The sequence below is a fragment of the Streptomyces sp. NPDC007164 genome (assembly GCF_040634135.1).
Taxonomy (GTDB): Bacteria; Actinomycetota; Actinomycetes; order Streptomycetales; family Streptomycetaceae; genus Streptomyces; species Streptomyces sanglieri.
The window spans coordinates 1-20,151 of sequence record NZ_JBEYFB010000078.1 but is presented as its reverse complement, the minus strand read 5'-3'; the positions used below and the strand labels follow the sequence as shown (position 1 = coordinate 20,151).

Genomic DNA, 20,151 nt, shown 5'->3' with positions numbered 1-20,151 from the left:
CCTTCATCTGCTCCAGGACCTCGATGAGTCCGGCGGTGTCGTAGCTGCCGGGCTTGAGGTGGAAGCACAGGCGCGCCCCGCGATGCGGGTCGGTGGAGTGGTAGCCCAAGTCTCCGGCCATCGACGCGCGCTTCCAGTTCAGGCGGTGCCGCAGGAGTGGAGTCCGCCCTCGGGGCGAGTAGGTGCGGCGGATCTGAGGGAGTAGGGAGACGCCTGATTCGTCGAGGAAGATGATCCAGGCACGTGTGTTCACGGCTCCTTTTTGGCCCGTACGTGGGCGGAGTCGAGGACCACGCGGGTCAGGTCGAGCAGGCCGCACTTGTCGATGCGGTCGAGCACCGCCTCGTGCAGCCGGCCCCAGACGCCGGCTCTGGACCAGATGACGAAGCGCCGGTGTGCAGTCGACTTCGAGACCCCGAAACACGGCGGCAGAGCCCGCCACGCACACCCGCTCACCAGCACATAGACGATCGCCGCGAACAGGGTCTCATCAGGCGTGTCCTGCGTCCCGCCGCCCTGCGGGCGCACCTTCGACGGCGGGATCAACGGCTTCGCGATCTCCCACAGCCCGTCCGGAACAATCCAACTCCACGTATCCCGCCCCATGAATAGCTCAACGAGTGATCACCACATAGGACACGGTCTTACGAGCTCGTGCATGGTTGGGATGAGGGCGTGTTGAGCTTGTGGTTGGCGTTTTGATCACGCGGGTGACGGCGGCCATGACAAGCTCCCCATAGGCGGCCATTTAAGGCCCCACTGATGGCCACGGGATTCCCCGCGTACGGCCAGATTTCTCCCCGCTCGCCCCGACAGGTCCTGCTCGGCGAAGCTCGAGCGGGTGAAGAACAGCAGGGAGATCATGGAAATCCTTGAGGCATACGACTTCACGGGGAGTTACCGCGCCGCGGCCGAGCTGGCCGGGTGCGACCACCACACGGTGGCCCGTTATGTGAAGATGCGGGCCGCCGGGCAGAACCCTGGCCAGCACCGTCACCGGACCCGCGCGATCGACGACTACCTGCCGAAGATCGAGGAACTGGTGGTCCGCTCGCAGGGCAAGGTCCGTGCGGACGTGGTCCACAAGCGGATCACCGCGATGGGCTTCGCGGGCGGGGAACGCACCACCCGCCGCACGGTCGCCGAGGCAAAAGCCCAGTTCAGGGCCGGTCGGCGCCGGATCTACCGGCCGTGGGTGACCGAGCCGGGGCTCTGGATTCAGTACGACTTCGGCGACGGCCCGGTGATCAAGGGCCACAAGACCACGCTGTTCTGCGCATGGCTGGCCTGGTCCCGCTTCCGTGTCGTCATTCCGATCTGGGACAAGACGCTGCCGACGGTCACCGCGGCTCTGGACGCCACCTTCCGCAGGCTCGGCGGAGTGCCGGCCTACGTCCTCACGGACAACGAGAAGACGGTCACCACCGACCACGTCGCCGGGATCGCGGTCCGCAATCCGGAGATCGTCGAGGTCGCCCGGCACTACGGCACGACGATCAGGACGTGTCTGCCTGCGGACCCGGAAACCAAGGGCGGCAGCGAGTCCACGGTGAAGATCGCGAAGGCCGATCTGGTCCCGAAGGACGTGAACCTGCGCGAGCAATACAAGACCTTCGGCGAGCTCGAAGCGGCCTGCCGGGCTTTCTGTGATGAGGTCAACTCCCGTGCTCACAGGGCGACTCGGAGCAAACCTGTCGATCGTCTCGCGGAGGAACGCCAGCGTCTTCACCCGCTGCCGAAGCGCCCGTTCACCGCGATCTTCGGCACGACCCGCCGGGTCACCTGGGAGTCGACGATCTCGGTCGAGGCGGTCCGTTACTCGGTCCCGCACGAGCTGATCGACAGCCGGGTCCGGGCCCGATTTCACGGTGACGAGCTGATCGTCACGGCCGTCGACGAGCATGGCTCGGCCCGCGAGGTCGCCCGGTGTGCGTTCTCATCCTTGTTGCGGTAGAGAGATCGCTCTGACCTACGAGGCTGCAGATGGCTGAGAGATGCCTTGGTGTGCTTTCTCCGCGCGGATCACGACCTTGAGCTGCAGTACCGCAGGCTTGATGAGAATCCCGCAGATGTATTGAGAATTCTGGTAGCGGCCAGGGGGCTGGTGCCTTCGGTAGATCGCCGACCGCCAGCTGCCCACCGTGCCGCCGGAGGTCAGTGATCACCGTTCGTTCAGCGGCCCCTCCACCACCCAGGCCGAGGCCCTGTCGCCCGATGTCCTTGCCGCCGCGTTCAAGGCCGCGATCACTTCCCACCGAGGCATACGCATCCTGGCGGCACTCCTTGAACATGAACAAGACGAACGCCGCCGCGCAGGGTTATGGCACTGGGAGCGCAGAGTCCGTGTCAGTAGGAGCGGGCGGCTCGGAGAGCATCCGCAGGTTGTAGAGCACGTTGTCGTGGAAGCGGTCGATGATGTCGCCGCGCGTGACCATGTCGCGGCCGCGAGATCTTCGAGGGCCTGGCATCGCCGGTGTCGATGCCGCCATCGAGACGCGCAGGAGGACCTCCGCCTCGGCAGGCTGGATCGGGCCGCGGATGTCGGGGCGGGGGTCCTTCCGTCCCCAGAGAGCGTCGACCTGGTGCGGGGCGAGGACGTCGAGGCGTGGGGCGACGGTGAACGCCTCGGGCGGGACGTGCCGCAGGACGAGCGCGCCGCCGGTGTCCGGGTGGGCGCGGGCGTGGTCGAGGGCGGCGTCGGTCCGGCGGCGGGTCCAGGAGAGGGCGGCGGCGAGGCCGTCGGCGGTGAGGGGACTGTCCGCGTGCGCGAGCGCGGTGACGACGGTGAGCGCGTCGTGGTCGGCGCCGGCCGGGCGTCGGTCGACTACCTGGCGGTGGCGCGGCAGCTCGAAGAGGTCGTCGGCACCGGTCATCAGGTCGGCGGGGTGCATGTCGAGGCGGCGGGCGAGTTCGAGCAGGACGCGGACGGGCAGGTCGGGGAGTTCGTCGAGGTCGATCTGGTGCTCGTGGACGCCGAGGAGGTCGGCGAGCTGCCAGCCGGTCATGCCCGCGGCCAGGAGGCGGCGCTTGACCGCGCCCGCCAGGAGCACGTCGACCTTCTTCACCTCCTGTCCGACCACCTCGGACGGCTCCTGGAGGACATGAAGAGTTCCATCACCTCCGCTACTCGGACTGGCGTCCTGCCGATGACCGATGCAAGGCCGCGTCCGAAGTGGACGGCGAGACGGTGGAACAGATCATGCACCGGCCGAAGGCGTCGAATTCAGGCCCGTGGAAGCTGATTGAGCAGTGGCAGGCGCCGCTGAACAACTCGAACGCCTTGAGGCCCTGACCTCTTTCGGCCGTCCCGGAAACGACCGCCGGCTTATACCCCGCCGCCGCAGCCGCCACAGCCACCGCCGCACGAACTGGACGCGCCGACACCGCCGTCGTTGGCCCAGCCGGAGGTGGCGGCGGAGCCCGTACCGGCAACCCGCTCCGGTTCAAGGACGCGAACGCCCGCCTCGGCGACGCAGCGCTCGCACAGCGCCCCGAACTCGGGCCACTGCTCCGGTCCCCTCCGCCCGTCCGCCACACCGAGCCAGATCGCCACCGGCACATGCACGGCCAGGGCGATCACGAACCAGATCCCCTCCGCGCCCGGCTGGCGGGCGTAGAAACCGACGCCGAGGACGAGGACGGCGAACAGACCGCACACCGCGGCCCACCCTTCCCTCGCGCCGGGCACGTCGCGCGTCCGACGAACGGGGAGGTTGCGCCGTGCTGTCTGCCGCAACTGGGAGCGGAAGGCCGGGAAGCGGGACGATGCTCTCACCTCCTCCAGAGAGCCGCTCCCTCCGGCGTCGTCAACGGCCGTCTGCAGTGATGCCAGCAGGGGGTGCGTTTCCGGTCCTGCTTCCGGGATCGCCCGGCGCCGGCCGCGGAAGGAGCGGGGCCCGGCGGAGAGCAGCAGCATCCCGGCCTGTGTCGCGGCCCGCTCTCCCTCAAGGTGATACATGGCGAGAACGGGCTTCGCGCCACCGGTCTCGAAGAAGCGTCCGATGGCCTGCCGGTCGCGCCGGAGCACGTAACGGAGGCGGACCAGCGAGAACGCCATGAACGTCGTGAAAGCGCCCACCCAGACCGCCGCGAAGGCCCAGAAGGTCGGTAAGTCCGTCAAGAAGCCTGGCATCCGTTGTCCCTCGCTGTCCCTCGCCGATCCATCCGGTCCGTCAGGGCTACCGAGCGGTGTCCTTGGCTTCCAGAGTGGCAGGAACGACTCCCGCCGCACAGATGCCCGCCAGATCCCCGATTCCGGGACGGTCGCCCGCCGGGGCGGCCGGAGCGCGGGAGGCGTCCCGAAACCGGCGGGCGCCACGGAGAGGCTTCGGGACGAGCCGCTTCGGGCGGCCAAGCGGGAGGGGAACGCGTGAACGCCGAGATGGATGAGATCGCCCGTGCCGAGCTGATCGAGCGCGAACCGTGCCCACGGTGCGGTGCGCCACCCGGGTCGGTGTGCCGGGCGAACTCCGGCGTCGTCGCCGTCGACTACCACACCGGCCGGTACGCGAAGATCCCCATGCTGAAGTCCGGGCCCGCGATCCGTATCCCGGCCGCGCGCGGGCCCGGCCGTACCTGGCAGCCCGGCCCGCCCAAGTACGACGGCCACAGAACCGTGCTGCGCCGTACCGACGAGACCGTCGTGCTGTACGCCCGGTCCGGCCGAGTCGTCACCCAGCACTGGATGGACCTGGCCGTCGCCGGCATGGGACTGCGCCCCGGCACGGTCCTGGACGGCGAGGCCGTGATCTGGCGGGACGGCCGGCTCGACTTCGCTGCGGCGCAGTCACGGGCCGCGTCATCCACGACCTGGGCCCGCGCCCTGGCGACCCGGTACCCGGCCTCCTGCATCTGCTGGGACGTTCCCTGCAGCACCCGGACCCGGCGATCGGTGACTGCCGACGCCTGCCGTACACCGAGCGCCGCACCTTCCTCCTGGAGCTCCTCACCGATGTCGGGCCGCCGATCCAGGCCGCCCCGACCACCGACGACCGGGACGTCGCCGTGCTCTGGTACGACACCCTGCGTGAACAGGGCATCGAGGGAATCGTCTGTAAACGCGGCGGCGCGGGCTATCCGCCGTCAGGACAGGGCCAGTGGGTGAAGGTTCGGCACGCGGACACGGTCGACGCCCTGGTGCTGGGGTTCACCGGCCCCCGGCTCAGACCGCACCATCTGGTCCTGGCGGTGCGGGACGAGGGTGGGCCAGCCCAGGTTTCCGCGCGCCTGGAGCCCGTCCTCGCGGCTCGTGTCGGTGAGGCCTTGAGCGGCGCGGCGGTGGTGGGGGAGCGGCGGGCGGAGGGAGAGCCGTATACGCGGGTGGAGACGGACCTGGTCGTGGAAGTGCTGGCCGGGTCCGGCCGGCACGGCACCTTCATCGTGACCCGGATGCGGTGAGGATGCCGTGCCCTGGAGACAGCCAGTTGATCACTGTGATGCGACGACCACCGGAATGCGCCCTCCGGCGGTGGGGGTTTGGTCACGCGGGTAGCGTCACCCCCAACAACCTGACGCGGTATAGCCCGCGTAGTTGTCGTTGTAGACGTAGAACCAACCGTTGCCGTTCGATGTCCCGCAAGCGGTATACCGGTCGCCCAGAATGACACCATTTACACCGCAGGCCCACGTTTGCCCCTTCAGGGCAGTGGTCACCAGAGCGGCACTGGTACTGGTACTGGTGCGGATGGCCACGTTTTCCTTTGCTGTCGCCTTGCCGTCGTCACAGGCCGTGTTGGACATGGGTTGGGTCGAGTGATCCGCCGCACCGGCAACTCCCGGAAGGGCAAGGCCGACGACGGCGGCAACCGTCAGCGTGACAGTCAGCCTCGATCGCATGATCTTTCCCATTGAGCCCCCTTTGATCAGCATTTATGCAGTGAACACTGACAAGTAGCGCCCGAGCTCCGCACCCCGTCAAGCGCCCTGCATGAGGTTGACCTGTTTTCAACGTGATTTCGTAGTTACGGAATTGGGGACTCATCGGCCGGCCGGGTACAGCCACCAGGAGCTGGACGCTGTCGCCGCCGAACTCGCGCGGCGGGCGGTGGGTGAAGGGCCGACCGGCGGGCGGAACGGACCTCTATGTCCGAGGGTCCCCGTACAGTCCCGGCAGGCGCGTACCCCCGAGACGAGAGCAGGACGGTGACCTCTTCCAAGCCCAGCGGCAGCTCCTTCGTGTACGTGATCGGCCCGGCCGGGTCGACCCGCGTCAAGATCGGCACGAGCAACAACCCGGAGAAACGGCTCAAGGAAACTTCAGACCGGAAACCCCGACCGCCTCGGAATCCTGTGGTCCACACCCGGCGGCCGCGAGCTGGAGTCCATGCTGCACCGGGCGTTCGCCGCCTACCGCGTCGAGGGCGAATGGTTTGACTTCGGCGGCGTAGAGCCAGTTGGTGCGATTCCCAACGCCGTCCAGGCCCACGCCAACCCCAAGCCGCGGGACCAGGTGTCCGCCCCAAGGCCCGGCGCACGGCCCCTCGATCGCGGCGAGACGATCACCTCGGAACGCTTGGCGGGCATCGTCCGAGACGTCGTACTGGGCGTCGTCCGCAACACCGACGACGATGACGAGGGGGCGGCGAAGCCACGCCGCCTTGACCGCGTCGACCGCGACTTCAACCGGCTGGCCGCGTTCATGTTCCGGCGCTTCCTGACCGCTCTGTTCGAGGCGAAGGAGGCCGGTAAGACGGCATCAAGTTCGTCGGCGGCTGGCGCAGCGTCACCAACGCGGCCTTACGAGTCGTGGTGGGCCTGCCGGTCGCGGCGTTCCTCATGGTCCGCACGGTCACGGGCGACATCTGGCCCGTCCGCCGACTCCCCGCGCTCGCCGCCGTCGGCTGGCTTCTGTGGGACCCCATGGGCCTCGACAAGCTCATCCGCGATCAGGTGTTCACCCGTCTCCCCATGCACGAGATCGAGACGTTCACCCGCACCTACTTCTCCGAGGCCGCCAACACCGGGGCCTGGTGCCTAGCTGGCGCGGCCCTGCTGGTGGCCCTGTTCGGGTACTCGTTCGAGGCCGAACGGGCGGCGAACGAGCACCGAGCGGCGAGGAAGGCCGCCCGATTGCCAGACGGCCCGCTCCTGGCCCAGCTTGCCGGGGACAGTTCTGCCGAGATCGCAGCAGCCGCAGCAGCGGCGCTCGCCATGAGTGGGTTGAAGGCCAGCGGCGCCCTGCCGACCTCCCCGTCGGTCGCGGACCTCACCCCCCGCCAATCCACCGGCCAGGAGCCTCTACGCGCCCCTGTACCGGCCGGGGAACGCCCGGCAGGAGAGCGAGATGCCGAGGCAGGGACCACCCCGGAGACGGGCGTGTAGCGCCACGATCGACCGCAGTGCTCTGCGAGGTCCCGTGGCTCAACCGTGAGGCGCTCGGCGGTGCGCCAGCCGCCGGCCGTGGCCAGGATGGGTGCCAGGAAGTCGGTGAAGTACGCGGAGGGCCGCCGCTCAATGACGGCGGCCCTCCGCTTCGAAGACAGCTGTGCGATCGTGCTACCCAAGGCAGGGATACGGGCTCGAACAGCGTCAACCCCGGCCAGGGCAAGCACAGAGATCATCGCGGGCTCCAGGACCACGGAGGCATCGGGGGTGGGGATTGACCCGCGCTCGACGTAGGTGCCGATCGGTTGGCACACGGTCTCATCCAGGGCGTCCACGAACACGTCGAATGCGCTCAAACGTACGATCGCCTTCAGCTGCTGTTCGATGGGCAGCCCGTTGAACGTGCTCATTGCCTTGATGACGACCTCCCGCACGGGTCCCGGTCGTGCTGGGCGAAGGCGATCAGGCAGCGCGCGTGCCGCTCGGTTGCCACGCTCGCGGTGATGCCGATGTCCTCGGACACCTCCAGTTCGAGCATGGCGTGCTTGGCAGCAGTGCCCAGGGCTCTCACTGAGAATGGAGCCCTACCTGGTGCGTGGTCACCTACCGGCCCAGCAACAGGCGTGAGTGCTACTCAGCAGACGGCGAAGGGACACAGCCGCAGCCCGGCGCAACGCCTCGGCATCGCAGCTATCGGGGCCGGGGAACACCGTCCCTGCCCACTCGGCCAGCATACGAGCAGTGGACCCGGCGAACCTACGCGGTCACAGCATTAGCCCGCCCGGCACGATCCTCTGTGGCCGCCCAGCCGGAGTTTCGCCAAACTGCCCGTCAGACCCAGTCGAGGGCGGCCGGCTCCCGCAGGAAGCTCACGAACACCGAGTCGTCGTCGTCCGGGCGGGCAGGGTCGTGGAGCACCTGCACCGCGCCACCCTGGACGAGCACGGACGCATCGGCGTACTTGCGCGTCACCCAGCGGCGCGTGTCGGCGGCGTCGACGTAGGTGACCGTGGCGGTGGCCCCCGCGACGTGCCGCCCACCGGAGTCGTCGCTGGAGTAGTGGATGCGCAGCTCGCTGATGGTCCCGGTGGTCCGCAGCCCCTCGAGCAGCAGCCGGTCCCGGGTAGCGGCGCTCGCGGCGGCGCGGCGCTGAGCCCGGACGGCCGACCACACCAGCAGCAGCGAGAGCACGACCAGGAGGCCCGGCAGCCAGAGTTCGGCGTAGTAGAGGATCAACTGCCCCCAACCCCAGGGCTCCGGCGGCTCGTAGTCCGTCACCACCCATCCGACGCGGTCCGCCGCCACCCAGCTCCGCGACGCGACAGCGACGCCCAGGGTAAAGCCGGCGACGCCGATTGCCAGCGCCCATCCGCCGCCGCCCCGTGCGGCCCGGTAGCCGTCGAGATGATGGGCGCCCGCCGGCAGCCCCAGGCCCGCCAGGAGGGCCCCTGCGCCCACCCCGGCGACGACGAGCGGGACCGAGACACCGGAGACGTGGGTGCCGGATGGCGCGTTGAGGGAGATCGCGCGCAGCACGTCGAACCACAGGGAGACTAGGAGGCCGAGCACGAAGGCGCCTGCGGCGCCGAGGACGAACCAGATCACGCCCATACGCAGGGCCGCCGGATTGCCCACCTGACGATCGCGCTGCCGGCGCCGACGCGCTGACGGGTCCACGGTCTCCATGGCGCCTCCTGTGGTGCACGTCGGCCCGATCGCCGGGGAACCATGGTACTGAACTGATCGGGTGATGTCTGGGCGTGCGCTGACCGCAGCGAACGCCGGCGACGCCCACGGCGGTGGCGTCACCGAACTCGTATGATCTCGCGGTGAAGATCTGGACGGAGCGCCCTGCCAAGACCGACCTCGAAGCGGTCGTTCGCCGCTACTTCAGCCTGCTCCGAGCCGGGAGGATCCCTGAGAGGCCCAACAGCTCATCGATCACTACCCGGGCCGGCATGTGCTCAAGTCGCTGTGGACCGGCTCCGTCGAAGCGAGCGCCGATGAGGACGAGGCAAGCGGCAGCCCTGCTGCCGACGAGTGGGAGCAGGGCCTGTCCTGGCTCGGCGAACTAGTACTCCAGCAGGATTTTGCAGTCTGACCTGCGAGTTTCGCTGGGCGGCTGGAGTGTAGCGGGCTGTGGAGTGGTCAGGGGCGGCTTCACGGTGGCCGCCCCTCGATCGTGCGACAACGCCGCACGTAATGACAGTGGCGGGCGACTGCCTGGCGTCGTCGGCGCCAGTTCGACCAGCTCACCGCGTGGTGTCGGCCTCGACGTCCGTGCAGGTGCGGGGGCCGGGGACGACAAGCTGCCCGGAGTCGCCGAACCTCTGCCACTGTGAGCTCGATGACCCCGGCTGCCTCACCGGTTCCGCCCCCTTTTCCCGGGCCCGGTGTGCGGTGGCTGCCAGGAAGGCGTGCGCGAGCATCGCTAGGGTGATGTGCCGGTACCAACCCGGGTAACGACGGACTTCGTACTGGTCCAGGCCGCACTCGTTCTTCGCGGACTGGAAACACTCCTCGATCGCCCACCGCGTCCCGGCGATCCGCACCAGTTCCTGGGCGGGGGTCTCCAAAGGCGGCGAAGCTCCACACGGCCGAAGCGATGACCGATGGTCACGAAGAGGTCGTCCAGTTCAAGGTCCCACTGCTCGGCAACATGCTCGGTGATCACGTGGAAAGCTTTCCCACCCGCTGTCATTACGTGCGGCGTTGCGCACGATCGAGGGGCGGCCACCGTGAAGCCGCCCCCGACCACTCCACAGCCCGCTACACTCCAGCCGCCCAGCGAAACTCGCAGGTCAGACTGCAAAATCCTGCTGGAGTACTAGGAGCTGTCCGGGCGATCATTGATGGCGTGCGTCTGGCTGAGGGCTCTGCGGCGGGATGGGTGCTCAGCTCGACTGGACTGCCGTGATTCCTGCGACGGCGATGTCGGCGGTGAGCTCCAGAAAAGGTGTGTCCATGGCTTCGCGGGTCATGAGCAGCCTGAAGTGGATCGGTGCGATGAACGTTTCCAGCAGCATGCGGCTGTCGATGGAGGCGGGGAGTTCGCCTCGAGCGGCGGCGCGTTCCACCACGATCCGGCACTCGTCGTGGCGGGCCGCCCAGAACTGACTCCGCGTCAGTGCGAATTCGCTGTCGTCGACGCTGGCGGCCAGGGTCCGCGTGAGCGCCTCGCCCAGTGGGGAGATCCCGTAGTCGACGAGCTCCTGCCCCAGGGCAACCAGGTCCCCGCGCACGGAACCAGTGTCGGGAGTCTTGAGCAGCTCGGCACTATAGCCGACCATCGCGTCCAGAATGAGCCGTTCGCTGGTCTTCCAGCGCCGGTAGATGGAGGTTTCATGCACGCCCGCCCGCGCGGCCACCTCGGCGATGCTCGGCTTCCCGGTGCCGGACTCCGCGAGCAGTTCCAGGGTTGCCGCCATAACAGCCGAGCGCACCTTGGCGCTCCGTCCTCCTGGCCGTCGGCGAATCGACTCGGTCATCATGGAACGCATCTTAACGCAGGGGTCTTGCGTTTGCGTGAAAAGCCCGTAGTCTCCATTTAACGCAGGACTCATGCGTTAAGCCGCTCGGACTCGGAGGAGCCGCAGATGTCGTACCAGTGGCCAGTGAATGTCGAGGCACTGTTCGAGGAGCGCCTCGCGCAGATGATCAACCTGGGCGTGCCGGGAGACGACGTGGAGGCCGTACGCGGGCGCATCAAGCAGATGTGGCCCGATGAGCCCGGCGGATGGGTCTACGAGTGGTCCCAGCTCGCTGAACGGTACGCAAAAGACCGGAAGCCTGAGCTGGCTGCCCTGGCCTACGGGTTCGCGAAGTTCCCCACCCTGGCCGACGAGGCCAAGCGAGCGGCCTACCGCCACCAGATCGATCAGTACCTCCTCAGCGCGGACAACGACCCGGTCACCTTCCTACGCCGCTCGGTTCTCGCCGACCACCTGGGCACACGCGTGCCGTTCCCGGTCCACGAGTTCGGCGCCCCCGACAAGTCCGCAGGTCAGTCCCCGGTCATCATCGTCAGCGGCGGAGTGGACACCTGGAAGGAGGACCTGCACTCCTTGTGGGTCGCCCTGGCGGTGCACACGGGGATGACAGTACTGGCCTTCGATATTCCCGGCACCGGGGAGTCCCCGGTGGCGATGAGCCACGACGGCGGCCCGGAGATCGTGTCCAGTCTGGTCCAAGAGGCGCGACAGATCGGTAACGGACGCGTCGCCCACCTGGGCGTATCCATGGGCGGTCATTTCTCCGCTCGCACCGGGCTGAGCGGTGAGGTCGACGCGGCAGTCGTCCTGGGTGGACCCGTCAAGGCCGCCTTCGAGGACGCTCCCTTCAGTGACTCCGGCATGCACGGCATCATCGGCAACGCTCTGGGCTTCGACCATGAGCCGGCATCCGAGGAACTCGCTGCCTGCTGGACCAGCCTGTCGCTGGCCGGCCTGCTCGCAGGTAAGCAGCAGTCCGCACCCATGCTGATCGTCAACGGGGCCGATGACCCCCTGGTCCCGCAGGAGGACACCCTCCTGTTCGAGGCGCGGCCGGGGGCTGAGGTTCGCCTCATCCCGGATGCGGGCCACTGCGCGACGAGCAAGCTGTCATCCGATGTCGTCCCCCTGATCATCGACTGGCTCAACAGGACCATGTCACCCAAGGACCCGGCATGAGCAACGACGTTCTCAAGGACTACATCGACGAGCTCAGCCGCTGGGGCCGGTGGGGGCCCGACGATGAGCTCGGCGCCCTCAATCTCCTCACCCCCCAGCACGTACAAGCCGCGGCGAAGGAGGTCATGGCGGGCAAAGTGATCTCGATGACCCTGCCCTACGACCAGGCCGGGCCCCAGCAGGGCGGCCTGCGCCACAACCCGATGCTGCTGGCCACCGCCACCGGCACGGACGCGGTCAGCGGTAAACAGCAGGAGCTGTTCGCAGCCTTCGGTATCGACAAGACCCGGTTCGGGTACGCAGACGACTCCCTCATCATGCCCACGCAGTGCGGCACCCAATGGGACGCCCTCGCGCACATCTTCCACGACGGGCGCATGTGGAACGGCTACAGCGCGGCCGAGCACACCACCGCCGGCGCCGCCCGCAACGCGATCCAGCACTGGACCGACCGCATGATCCTGCGCGGCGTTTTGATCGATGTCGCCCGGCACAAGGGAGTTCCCGCGCTGGAACCCGGCTACGCGATCACCCCGGACGACCTCGACGAGACGCTGGAAGCCCAGGGCACCGTGGTCGGCCGCGGTGACGCGGTGTTCGTGCGCACCGGACAGCTCGGTGAACGCCGAGGAAGCTGGGGCGACTACGCCGGCGGTTCCGCCCCCGGCCTCTCCCTGCACACCGCTCCATGGCTGGCACAGAAGGAAGTTGTCGCGATCGCCACCGACACCTGGGGCGTGGAGGTCCGGCCCAACGAGATCGAGGAATTCCAGCCCCTGCACCAAGTCGCCCTCGTCCACATGGGACTGGCCTTCGGTGAGATGTTCGACCTCGACGCGCTGGCCGTGGACTGCGGACAGGACGGCCGCTACAGCTTCATGCTCGCCGCGTCCCCCCTGCCCCTGACCGGCGCGGTCGGATCTCCCGTCGCCGCCACAGCCATCAAGTAGCAGCTCATAGAGCGGCTCCTCCACCTCGGGTGAGTGGAGTGGACAGCCCCACCGGAACAGGGCTTCCGAGGCCCCGTGCCCCCTTGCGGTCCCCCGGAAGCCCGCCCGCGGTGCCACATGCGGCACCGCACCAGGCCGGCCGCCCCGGCGGCCGGCCTGCCAATCGACCCACCATCGAGGTGTATCCCGTGAATCTGAGCCGCCTGCCTGCTGCCCGCCGCGCGAACGACCCAGATGCTCCGGCCATCGGGGACGACGCGCGTGGCTTCCTGACCAACGCCGCATTCGATGACCTGGTCGAGGTCTGTTCCCGCCACTTCGCCGCCCGCGGGATCACCGCTGGTGACATCGTCGGGGTCAAACTGCCCAACCGGGTCGAACTCGTGGCCGCTCTCTTTGCCGCCTGGCGCCTGGGCGCGGCGCTCACGCCGGTCAACCCGACGCTGACCCCGTCCGAAACGCACTACCAACTGAAGGACTGCGGCGCCAAACTCGTCGTCCTCGACGAAGCAGAGACCGACGCCCTTCCTGACGCCCTGTCCGTGGTCACCCTTGAGGAACTCGCCCGCCCGGCCCCGACGGTCGAGCTGCAGCGGCAACCGGACGATCCGCAGGCAGGCCTGGATGATCTGGCCCTGGTCATCTACACCAGCGGCAGCACCGGGCGCCCCAAAGGGGTGGAGCTGCTGCACCGCAATATCGATGCGATGACCGCGTCCATGATCGAGGGCCTGGGCCTGACCGAGGCCGACCACAGCCTGCTGATCCTGCCGCTGTTCCACGTCAACGGCATCATCGTCAGCGTCCTGTCCCCGCTGCGAGCCGGCGGCCAAGCCACCATCGCAGGGCGCTTCAGCCCGAAGACCTTCTTCACGGTGCTGGAGGCGGCCCGCCCCACCTACTTCTCCGCCGTTCCCGCGATCTACGCAATGCTGGCGAACCTGCCAGCCGACGCGCAGCCGGACACCTCCTCGCTTCGCTTCGCGATCTGCGGCGCCGCCCCGATGCCGCCCCAGCTCATCGGCACGGTGGAGGAACGATTCGGCGTGCAACTCATCGAGGGGTATGGCCTGTCGGAGGCCACATGCGCATCGGCCTGCAACCCGGTTGACGGGCTACGCAAGCCCGGCACGGTCGGCATCGCGCTGCCGGGCCAGAACATCGCGATCATGGACGAGGACGGCCAACTGGTCACCGACGGCAGTATCGGCGAGGTCGTCATCAGCGGCCCCACCGTGATGCGCGGCTACCTCGGCCGCCCCGACGAGACCGCCAAGACCCTCCAACACGGCTGGCTCCACACCGGGGACATCGGCCGACTCGACGACGACGGCTACCTCATACTCGTCGACCGCGCCAAAGACATGATCATCCGAGGTGGCGAGAACGTCTATCCCAAGGAGATCGAAACCGTTCTGCACGACCACTTCGCCGTCCTCGAAGCCGCCGTCGTCGGCCGCCCCGACCCAGTACTCGGCGAGGTCCCCATCGCCTTCATCTCCCTGCGCAACGGCATCGACCTCACCGCCGAGAAGATCTGCGACTTCCTCACCACCCGACTCGCCCGCTACAAGATCCCCGCCGACATCATCATCCTTCCCGAAGTCCCCAAGAACCCCGTCGGGAAGATCGACAAACCCACGCTGCGCCGAGGCCTGGCCCCCTCGCGACCTGAAGGCTGAGCACCTTTCGAAACCCAAGACACGCACCGGGGCCGCAGGTGGCCGAGCCCGCCGCTCGGCATGCCCCTGCGCGATGGACGCCCGATACTCCAGGCGGTAGGTGCGCGTTGACGCGTTCCGGCGAAGCTCCCGCGAGATCGTCGACGGCGACCGGCGAAGCCGACGCGCGATCTCACGGACCCCAACGTCTTGAGCACGCCACACGGCGATGTCCTCGCGCTCGGAGAACGGCAGATAGCGTCCCGACACCGTCGGCGAAAGGTTCGGTCCCAGGCCCCCAGCTGAGAGATCCGGAGAAGTCCCGCCTGCGCCACCCGCAGCCACGCCGCTGGCTCCCCGTCCAGGGCTGAGCATTACCGCGAGTCCCTGACCCCGTGAGGCCCGTGGCCCCGCAAGAAATGCGTCCGGGCGGCCGTCAGCTGCACAGAACCTTGGAGCGGGCCCTCGTCCGAGGGTCGTTCGTCATCACAGGTAGTGATGCTGTGACATCCGCCCGGATCTCGTCCTGAGCGACGGTGCCGTTCGCTGCAGTCGGGCCTGAGACCGTGGGCCCCGGCTCGTGACCCGGCGCGTTTGACCCAGACCGGACGCGCACGCCAAAGGTGCTCCGCGCCGAGCCGCCCTCTCCACCGCTTCGCCTTCACTGGTTCTTGAGCGGCCGCCGTACGCACACTGGCCACTGCCCTCGCGCTCGACCTCACCGTCCGTGAGACGTACGACCAGGTCGAGGCTGCATGGGCGGTAGCCGGCGTGCACTGCTCCCGGGATGGACGCCTACCCGATCGGCGTGAGTACCTGGCCGAGGGCGGGCCGTTGTCAGGCCCCGGACAGACTGAAGAGGGCACCATCGAGGTCGCGGATGATGAACGCGTTGTCCGGGGCGTCGGCGGGTGGGGCAACCGGTGAGGATTCGCCTCCGGCCGTGACGGCAGCTGCCGAGGCCTGCTCGCTGTCTCTCACTCGGAAGTGGACATTCCACCGGGGCCGAACTCGTGGGTCCGGGCCGGTTTCGTCGTCTCCGCCGTGCAGGGTGGCGACGGTGCGTCCCTGTGCCTGGACGTGATGTGGTCCTGGGCGTAGGCGACCGTGCAGCCGCCGGGCGGCCGGGCCCAGTTGAAGACCTCTTCGTAGAAGATGGCGGCGTCGAACGCGTCACGGGTCTGGAGGTCCAGCCGAACCGGGGCCCTGCCCCGCCCCACCGGCCAGGTCAGGGCCCGGGCGTTCCCAGAATCCGATCCCGGCGCCGTCCCGGTCGGCGGCGATCCCGGCGCGGCCCTCACCCAGGACGAGGGGGCCGACGGCGAGCGTGGCGCCGCGCTCACTGATCCGGGCCGCCGTCTCGTCGCGTCACTGATGGCGAAGTACGGGGTCCAGACGGCCGGATAGCCACCGGCTTGGCAGCATCCGACCCCGGCGACCGGTTCACCATGTGCCAGAGCCACCGACAAGTCATTGCCGAGCGTGCTGGGCCTGAACGTTCAGCCCATGACGTCGGAGTAGAAGGACTGTGCCGCGCGCAGGCCCCGCGCCATCAGACTCACCAGCAGGGTGCACCGGCCACCGGCACGGTTCCTTCGAGGGCTGGCATTCGGTGCTCCTGCGGGTGAGTGATGGACGGCAGGCCATGCCGGGTTCAACGGGTCGTGGTACGGAGCAGGTCGCGTACAGGAGGTGCTGGACACCGCCGAATTCCGGGCGGCGCTGGAGAACCCGGCCAACGCGGGGAGAATGACGCTGTGCCCTCGGCAGACGAACTACTCAGCGCACCGCCGCCGGCCTCACCCGATGCCTCACGCGAGCCGGCGAGCGGGGCGCTGCGCCCGAGGCCCGTCCCGTACGAGGGGAAGTTCATTTGACGGCCGCAGCCGATGGTCGGGCACCCAGGCCGCTCCCCGACCCGGGGACGTTGACGTGGGACCAGTCCGTCGGCCGTGCCTGCATCTGGTGCAAGAAGCCCCTCACCACCGGCGCGGTCAGCGTCGGCATCATCCGGGATCGACTGGGCGCCCACGTCCTCGACATGGAAGTCTGGGCGGGGCCGTGCTGTCAGAGGAAGACGTCCTGAAGCCGTAGCATCAGATTAATGGGAACTACGGACGGGCGTCCCCGCGTCCAGTGCCCTCATCACCATCCGGGCAGGCAACTGGGGCTTGGTCGCGAAGCCAAGCCGCTCGGGATGCCGCAGGCCGGCACCGGTCGGTGTCGTCGGTCCGCGAGCGCGGCACACAAGACGATCTGCTGCACCGATGCCAACGGCGTCGCGATCGTGGCGATTCAGGCACTTCACCGCCAACTCGCCAACCTCCAGGCCTCCGGGCGCAGAAGGTTGAACCGACAGCTCACGCACCTGGTGCAGAGACCCCGCGGGTCTGATCATCTCAAACGCTGGGCCCGGCTGTGGGGCAGCGACCTTGCCTCCACCAGTTCTTCCCGGTCAAGACCAGCGCGACGAAAGAGCTGAAATGCCCTCAATGAAGGTTGTGTAGCGGGGTTCCAGGCCACGTTCGCTGCATTTTCACGCGTCGGTGAACGCGATCCGGGTGCCTTGAGCGGATACGAGACGCCATCCTGCGGCGGAGTCCGCTGTGAAGACGTGGGTGTAGCGGCTTCCGGCGGTGAAGGTGGTGCCATCGGAGTTGACGAAGTTCATGCTGGTCCGCCCGATGACGATGCCGATGTCGCCGATACTGCGGACGACAGCCTCCTCGGGGAAGGACTCGATGGCGGGGAATGTGACGGTTCCGGAGGAGACCGCGGCGAGCAGGGCGGATCGGGGGACTACCGAACCGTCCTCGATGCTGACCAGGATGAAGTCGTCTGCCAGCAGCTCGCCCAAGCGGGCCGTGTCGGCGGCGACCAGCGCGTCGAAGAAGCGCCGGTCGTGCTTGAGCAGCGCTGCGCGGTCGCCGGAATCAGATGCAGGGGGCATGATCGTGTGTTCCACTCTGTGAGGGGGCGACTGCCGCAGGGTGTGCGGCAGCAACTTTCCCGAAGATACGCTTTGACGTGGGCGTCAAGGCCAGCCCGAGCGCCCTGGGGGAGCCCGCAGCCGGGAGACTCCGCCGCTACGTGAAGCAGCCCTGTCATCTGCCTCGGTTGTGCATCTGCGTCGAATCCTGCGGGCTGGCCACCCCCTACCCGACATCAGCGATTGATTTGCCGCAGAACGGTGCCGGGCCCTTCCAGACCGTGCCTGTCAGGGACACGAGCTAGCAGGGCCCGGCCCCACAAGCCACCGGCTCGCCCCCCATAAACCCGCCACAGGCACTTCCACCCCCAACCCGCTGCCGCACTTCATTCCCTTCACCGATGGAGCAGCGCGGCTCTCATTCCCGTTGCCCGAGTGGCTCCCGTTCCCCTGTCGAAAACGGCGGGGTCTTCCCGGCAAAGGGCGACCAGAGCCACTTCAACTCAGTCGACACCATCTCGCCGTCAGCCGCGTTCGCCCGGCCGTGCCCTCGCCGCTAGGGTCGCTCGGCCCTACTCGATCGCCTGGAGCAGGGTGCGCAGGGCGTGGTCGAGGGTTTCGCGTTCGTCGGGGGTGAGGGCGGAGAGGAGGCGGGATTCGTTGGCGGCGTGATCGGTGACCGCGGCGTCGACGACTTCGTGGCCGCGGTCGGTGAGTGCGACACGGAAACTGCGGCGGTCGGTGGGATCGAGACGGCGTTCCACCAGGCCGTCCGCCTCCAGGCGGTCCAGGCGGTTGGTCATGCCGGCACGGGAGAGCATCAGGGTCTTCGCGAGGGCGGACGGGATCAGGGTGTACGGAGGTCCGGATCGGCGCAGTGCGGCCAGGACATCGAACTCACCCCGTCGCAGCCCGTGCTGGGCGAAGACCCCTTCGAGGATGGGGGTGAGGAGGAGCGAGAGCTGACCCAGCCGCCCGAAGACCCCCACCGCCGACAGGTCCAGGTCCGGCCGTTCCCTGCGCCACTGGTCGAGGATCTGATCGACAGCGTCTTTGGGGCTTTGGCGCGTCTCGGTAGCCACGCCCGGCTTGGTCCCGTCTTCCTTCGTCACGTCTCCATCTTATTCGACGGCTGATAGTTAGCTGTCGTACTATTCGACGTGGAATCACTTCTGCCGATCGCGACCCGGCTTGCGTCCGGGACCGGATGCGGTTCTGACGACTGGAGGGGCGTATGTCCTTGATCACTTCCAATACCCAGGGCGGAATCCTGGTCCGGGATGCCGAGGCCGAGTTGTTGGGCAGCGCCGACAGCACCGTGCGGCTCTTTGCTGACGCGAGTACCACCGGCGGGGCCGTGAGCGCCCAGCGGGTGACCCTGACCGCGGGCACCGACGGAGCCTCGCCTCACCGCCACACCGGGTCCGCAGAGCTCTTCTTCGTGCTCGGCGGCCGGCTTCAGGCACTGGCCGGGGACAGTGTGATCACCGCGGACGAGGGGGACTTCCTCCTCGTGCCGCCAGGACTGCCGCACGCCTTCGCCGCCGAACCCGATGCGGGCGCCGACGTACTGATCATCATCACCCCCGGCGTCGAGCGCTTCGACTACTTCCGGCTGCTCGACCGCGTCAGCAAGGGCACGGCCGATCCGCGGGAACTCCTCGATTCGCAAGAACGCTTCGACAACTTCTTCGTGGAGAGCGCCACCTGGCAACGAGCCCGTCAGCGTCGCTGATCGCCCGATCGCCTGGAGCGAGGCATCGTTCGCCGAGGGCGACGACGGGCACGCCCTCGCCTGCGGGTTCTTCACAGAGGCCCACGGTGTCCTGATGCAGGGTGACGATCACGGTGGCTGCGGCGTCGCGAAGGTCTGCCGAGCGACAAACATAGAGACGGCCGGCACAGTTGCCGTGCTCGTCGCCCTGGAACAGGGGCTGCCGTTCCTGATCCGCAAGGACTGCAACACCGTCGGCGTCGTCGCCCCAATCGTCTAACGACTCGGTCCGCGATTGCGGTCGCGGCGGGATCGGGCAGTTCGGCTTGAGACACCCGTCTGCCTCTTCTGAGCAGGCCGCCTGAGATACTCCGGCCATGGATGCTGGGGTGATGGGAAACGGGACGCGATTGGACATGGCGGTGCCTGCACGGGCCATGTCGGCGCACGGCGCAGGCTGGGTGCTGCGTTCTGCGGCGGCAGCGGACGTCGAGGCGATCGCGGAGTTGCGGGCGACGGTCATGCGTGCGGACTTGGAACGCCTCGGGCGCTACGACGAGCACCGGGTGCGGCAGCGGCTGCGGGATTCCTTCTCCGCGCGGCACACGTCGATCATCACGGTCGAGAGCGAACTCGTAGGATGCGTCACGATTCGGCCCGCCGAAGGCGGCCAGTGGCTGGAGCACTTCTACCTTGCTCCGCAGCATCAGGGCCGAGGGCTCGGATCCGCTGTCTTGCGCACGGTGCTGGAGCGGACCGACGCCCAGATGATCACCGTGCGTTTGAACGTCTTGCAAGGCAGTGCTGCCCGGCGACGTCGGTCGACTACGGCCGGGGCTGGGTGAACATGCCTTGCTCGGTCTCGGTCAGGATTCCGCGGTCGGCCAGCCGTTTGAGCTTCAGA

General features: G+C 68.2%; 18 protein-coding genes and 7 pseudogenes. 12 read left to right on the top strand and 13 right to left on the bottom strand.

Going from position 1 to position 20,151, the window contains the following annotated elements; genetic code table 11:
• Both ABZ622_RS39595 and ABZ622_RS39590 read right to left on the bottom strand, forming a co-directional pair.
• A pseudogene (locus ABZ622_RS39595) lies at positions 1–253 on the bottom strand (hypothetical protein); the annotation flags it as partial.
• A 5-nt stretch (positions 254–258) separates the two neighbouring features.
• Positions 259–606: pseudogene (locus tag ABZ622_RS39590) on the bottom strand (transposase); the annotation flags it as partial.
• A gap of 235 nt (positions 607–841) precedes the next feature.
• Here ABZ622_RS39590 and istA point away from each other — a divergent pair.
• Positions 842–1,924: pseudogene (istA, locus tag ABZ622_RS39585) on the top strand (IS21 family transposase); the annotation flags it as partial.
• A 394-nt stretch (positions 1,925–2,318) separates the two neighbouring features.
• Here the strand turns inward: istA and ABZ622_RS39580 are convergent.
• Together ABZ622_RS39580 and ABZ622_RS39575 are read right to left on the bottom strand one after the other, a co-directional pair.
• Complete coding sequence (locus ABZ622_RS39580) at positions 2,319–3,080, bottom strand: hypothetical protein (protein WP_360551838.1); 762 nt, start codon at positions 3,078–3,080, stop codon at positions 2,319–2,321.
• A 245-nt stretch (positions 3,081–3,325) separates the two neighbouring features.
• On the bottom strand, positions 3,326–4,120 hold the full coding sequence (locus ABZ622_RS39575; RefSeq protein ID WP_360551836.1) for a hypothetical protein: 795 nt from the start codon (positions 4,118–4,120) through the stop codon (positions 3,326–3,328).
• A gap of 261 nt (positions 4,121–4,381) precedes the next feature.
• Here ABZ622_RS39575 and ABZ622_RS39570 point away from each other — a divergent pair, with 261 nt between their 5' ends.
• Together ABZ622_RS39570 and ABZ622_RS39565 are read left to right on the top strand one after the other, a co-directional pair.
• Positions 4,382–5,104, top strand: a complete 723-nt coding sequence (locus ABZ622_RS39570; RefSeq protein ID WP_360551842.1) for a hypothetical protein — start codon at positions 4,382–4,384, stop codon at positions 5,102–5,104.
• On the top strand, positions 5,005–5,397 hold the full coding sequence (locus tag ABZ622_RS39565) for a hypothetical protein (protein WP_360551844.1): 393 nt from the start codon (positions 5,005–5,007) through the stop codon (positions 5,395–5,397). Before ABZ622_RS39570 ends, ABZ622_RS39565 begins: the two co-directional genes overlap by 100 nt.
• A 96-nt stretch (positions 5,398–5,493) precedes the next feature.
• Here ABZ622_RS39565 and ABZ622_RS39560 read toward each other — a convergent pair whose 3' ends face one another.
• Entirely contained in the window at positions 5,494–5,847 is a 354-nt protein-coding gene (locus tag ABZ622_RS39560) for a hypothetical protein (protein WP_360551834.1), read from the bottom strand.
• A 234-nt stretch (positions 5,848–6,081) separates the two neighbouring features.
• Here ABZ622_RS39560 and ABZ622_RS39555 point away from each other — a divergent pair.
• The 3 genes and pseudogenes from ABZ622_RS39555 to ABZ622_RS39545 all read left to right on the top strand — a co-directional run.
• Positions 6,082–6,288: pseudogene (locus tag ABZ622_RS39555) on the top strand (GIY-YIG nuclease family protein); the annotation flags it as partial.
• Positions 6,260–6,364 (top strand): annotated as a pseudogene (locus ABZ622_RS39550) (GIY-YIG nuclease family protein); the annotation flags it as partial. The pseudogenes ABZ622_RS39555 and ABZ622_RS39550, both read left to right, overlap by 29 nt.
• A 380-nt stretch (positions 6,365–6,744) precedes the next feature.
• The gene (locus ABZ622_RS39545; RefSeq protein ID WP_360551833.1) at positions 6,745–7,320 is read left to right on the top strand and encodes a hypothetical protein; all 576 of its coding nucleotides are present in this window, start codon (positions 6,745–6,747) and stop codon (positions 7,318–7,320) included.
• A gap of 409 nt (positions 7,321–7,729) precedes the next feature.
• Here the strand turns inward: ABZ622_RS39545 and ABZ622_RS39540 are convergent, their stop codons facing one another.
• The 4 genes and pseudogenes from ABZ622_RS39540 to ABZ622_RS39525 all read right to left on the bottom strand — a co-directional run bounded on the left by ABZ622_RS39540 (position 7,730) and on the right by ABZ622_RS39525 (position 10,814).
• Positions 7,730–7,894 (bottom strand): hypothetical protein, encoded by a 165-nt coding sequence (locus tag ABZ622_RS39540; protein WP_360551831.1) that lies wholly within the window; start codon positions 7,892–7,894, stop codon positions 7,730–7,732.
• A gap of 260 nt (positions 7,895–8,154) precedes the next feature.
• Positions 8,155–9,009 carry a DUF3592 domain-containing protein gene (locus ABZ622_RS39535; RefSeq protein WP_360551829.1) on the bottom strand — a complete coding sequence of 285 codons (855 nt, stop codon included), beginning with the start codon at positions 9,007–9,009 and terminating at the stop codon, positions 8,155–8,157.
• Between the two features lie 566 nt (positions 9,010–9,575).
• A pseudogene (locus tag ABZ622_RS39530) lies at positions 9,576–9,881 on the bottom strand (IS701 family transposase); the annotation flags it as partial.
• A gap of 336 nt (positions 9,882–10,217) precedes the next feature.
• Complete coding sequence (locus ABZ622_RS39525) at positions 10,218–10,814, bottom strand: TetR/AcrR family transcriptional regulator (protein ID WP_360551827.1); 597 nt, start codon at positions 10,812–10,814, stop codon at positions 10,218–10,220.
• Positions 10,815–10,919: 105 nt separating this feature from the next.
• Here ABZ622_RS39525 and ABZ622_RS39520 point away from each other — a divergent pair, with 105 nt between their 5' ends.
• The 3 genes from ABZ622_RS39520 to ABZ622_RS39510 all read left to right on the top strand — a co-directional run bounded on the left by ABZ622_RS39520 (position 10,920) and on the right by ABZ622_RS39510 (position 14,625).
• Positions 10,920–11,993, top strand: coding sequence for an alpha/beta fold hydrolase (locus ABZ622_RS39520; RefSeq protein WP_360551825.1), 1,074 nt, complete (start codon positions 10,920–10,922; stop codon positions 11,991–11,993).
• Entirely contained in the window at positions 11,990–12,943 is a 954-nt protein-coding gene (locus tag ABZ622_RS39515) for a cyclase family protein (RefSeq protein WP_360551824.1), read from the top strand. Before ABZ622_RS39520 ends, ABZ622_RS39515 begins: the two co-directional genes overlap by 4 nt.
• Positions 12,944–13,053: 110 nt before the next feature.
• Positions 13,054–14,625: an AMP-binding protein gene (locus ABZ622_RS39510; protein WP_360551823.1), complete on the top strand. Its 1,572-nt coding sequence runs from the start codon at positions 13,054–13,056 to the stop codon at positions 14,623–14,625.
• Between the two features lie 42 nt (positions 14,626–14,667).
• Here the strand turns inward: ABZ622_RS39510 and ABZ622_RS39505 are convergent.
• The 4 genes and pseudogenes from ABZ622_RS39505 to ABZ622_RS39490 form a co-directional block, all read right to left on the bottom strand.
• Positions 14,668–14,979: pseudogene (locus ABZ622_RS39505) on the bottom strand (helix-turn-helix domain-containing protein); the annotation flags it as partial.
• 602 nt (positions 14,980–15,581) lie between these two features.
• A complete protein-coding gene (locus tag ABZ622_RS39500; protein ID WP_360551821.1) occupies positions 15,582–15,824 on the bottom strand; it encodes a hypothetical protein in 243 nt (80 codons plus the stop codon).
• A 1,316-nt stretch (positions 15,825–17,140) separates the two neighbouring features.
• Entirely contained in the window at positions 17,141–17,554 is a 414-nt protein-coding gene (locus ABZ622_RS39495; protein WP_356483502.1) for a nuclear transport factor 2 family protein, read from the bottom strand.
• A 551-nt stretch (positions 17,555–18,105) separates the two neighbouring features.
• Entirely contained in the window at positions 18,106–18,645 is a 540-nt protein-coding gene (locus tag ABZ622_RS39490; RefSeq protein WP_360551819.1) for a MarR family transcriptional regulator, read from the bottom strand.
• Positions 18,646–18,767: 122 nt separating this feature from the next.
• Here ABZ622_RS39490 and ABZ622_RS39485 point away from each other — a divergent pair, with 122 nt between their 5' ends.
• The 3 genes from ABZ622_RS39485 (at position 18,768) to ABZ622_RS39475 (ending at position 20,092) form a co-directional block, all read left to right on the top strand.
• The gene (locus ABZ622_RS39485) at positions 18,768–19,268 is read left to right on the top strand and encodes a cupin domain-containing protein (RefSeq protein WP_360551817.1); all 501 of its coding nucleotides are present in this window, start codon (positions 18,768–18,770) and stop codon (positions 19,266–19,268) included.
• 94 nt (positions 19,269–19,362) lie between these two features.
• The gene (locus ABZ622_RS39480; RefSeq protein WP_356483499.1) at positions 19,363–19,527 is read left to right on the top strand and encodes a hypothetical protein; all 165 of its coding nucleotides are present in this window, start codon (positions 19,363–19,365) and stop codon (positions 19,525–19,527) included.
• 157 nt (positions 19,528–19,684) lie between these two features.
• A complete protein-coding gene (locus ABZ622_RS39475) occupies positions 19,685–20,092 on the top strand; it encodes a GNAT family N-acetyltransferase (protein ID WP_360551840.1) in 408 nt (135 codons plus the stop codon).
• Positions 20,093–20,151 lie beyond the last annotated feature (59 nt).

What these genes read in the sequence shown, in the direction of transcription:
- ABZ622_RS39570 (WP_360551842.1), top strand. Translation starts at nt 4,382, where the DNA reads ATGGATGAGATCGCCCGTGCCGAGCTGATCGAGCGCGAACCGTGCCCA.
- ABZ622_RS39560 (WP_360551834.1), bottom strand. Translation starts at nt 5,847, where the DNA reads ATGGGAAAGATCATGCGATCGAGGCTGACTGTCACGCTGACGGTTGCC.
- ABZ622_RS39535 (WP_360551829.1), bottom strand. Translation starts at nt 9,009, where the DNA reads ATGGAGACCGTGGACCCGTCAGCGCGTCGGCGCCGGCAGCGCGATCGT.
- ABZ622_RS39525 (WP_360551827.1), bottom strand. Translation starts at nt 10,814, where the DNA reads ATGATGACCGAGTCGATTCGCCGACGGCCAGGAGGACGGAGCGCCAAG.
- ABZ622_RS39520 (WP_360551825.1), top strand. Translation starts at nt 10,920, where the DNA reads ATGTCGTACCAGTGGCCAGTGAATGTCGAGGCACTGTTCGAGGAGCGC.
- ABZ622_RS39515 (WP_360551824.1), top strand. Translation starts at nt 11,990, where the DNA reads ATGAGCAACGACGTTCTCAAGGACTACATCGACGAGCTCAGCCGCTGG.
- ABZ622_RS39495 (WP_356483502.1), bottom strand. Translation starts at nt 17,554, where the DNA reads ATGCCCCCTGCATCTGATTCCGGCGACCGCGCAGCGCTGCTCAAGCAC.
- ABZ622_RS39485 (WP_360551817.1), top strand. Translation starts at nt 18,768, where the DNA reads ATGTCCTTGATCACTTCCAATACCCAGGGCGGAATCCTGGTCCGGGAT.
- ABZ622_RS39480 (WP_356483499.1), top strand. Translation starts at nt 19,363, where the DNA reads ATGCAGGGTGACGATCACGGTGGCTGCGGCGTCGCGAAGGTCTGCCGA.
- ABZ622_RS39475 (WP_360551840.1), top strand. Translation starts at nt 19,685, where the DNA reads ATGTCGGCGCACGGCGCAGGCTGGGTGCTGCGTTCTGCGGCGGCAGCG.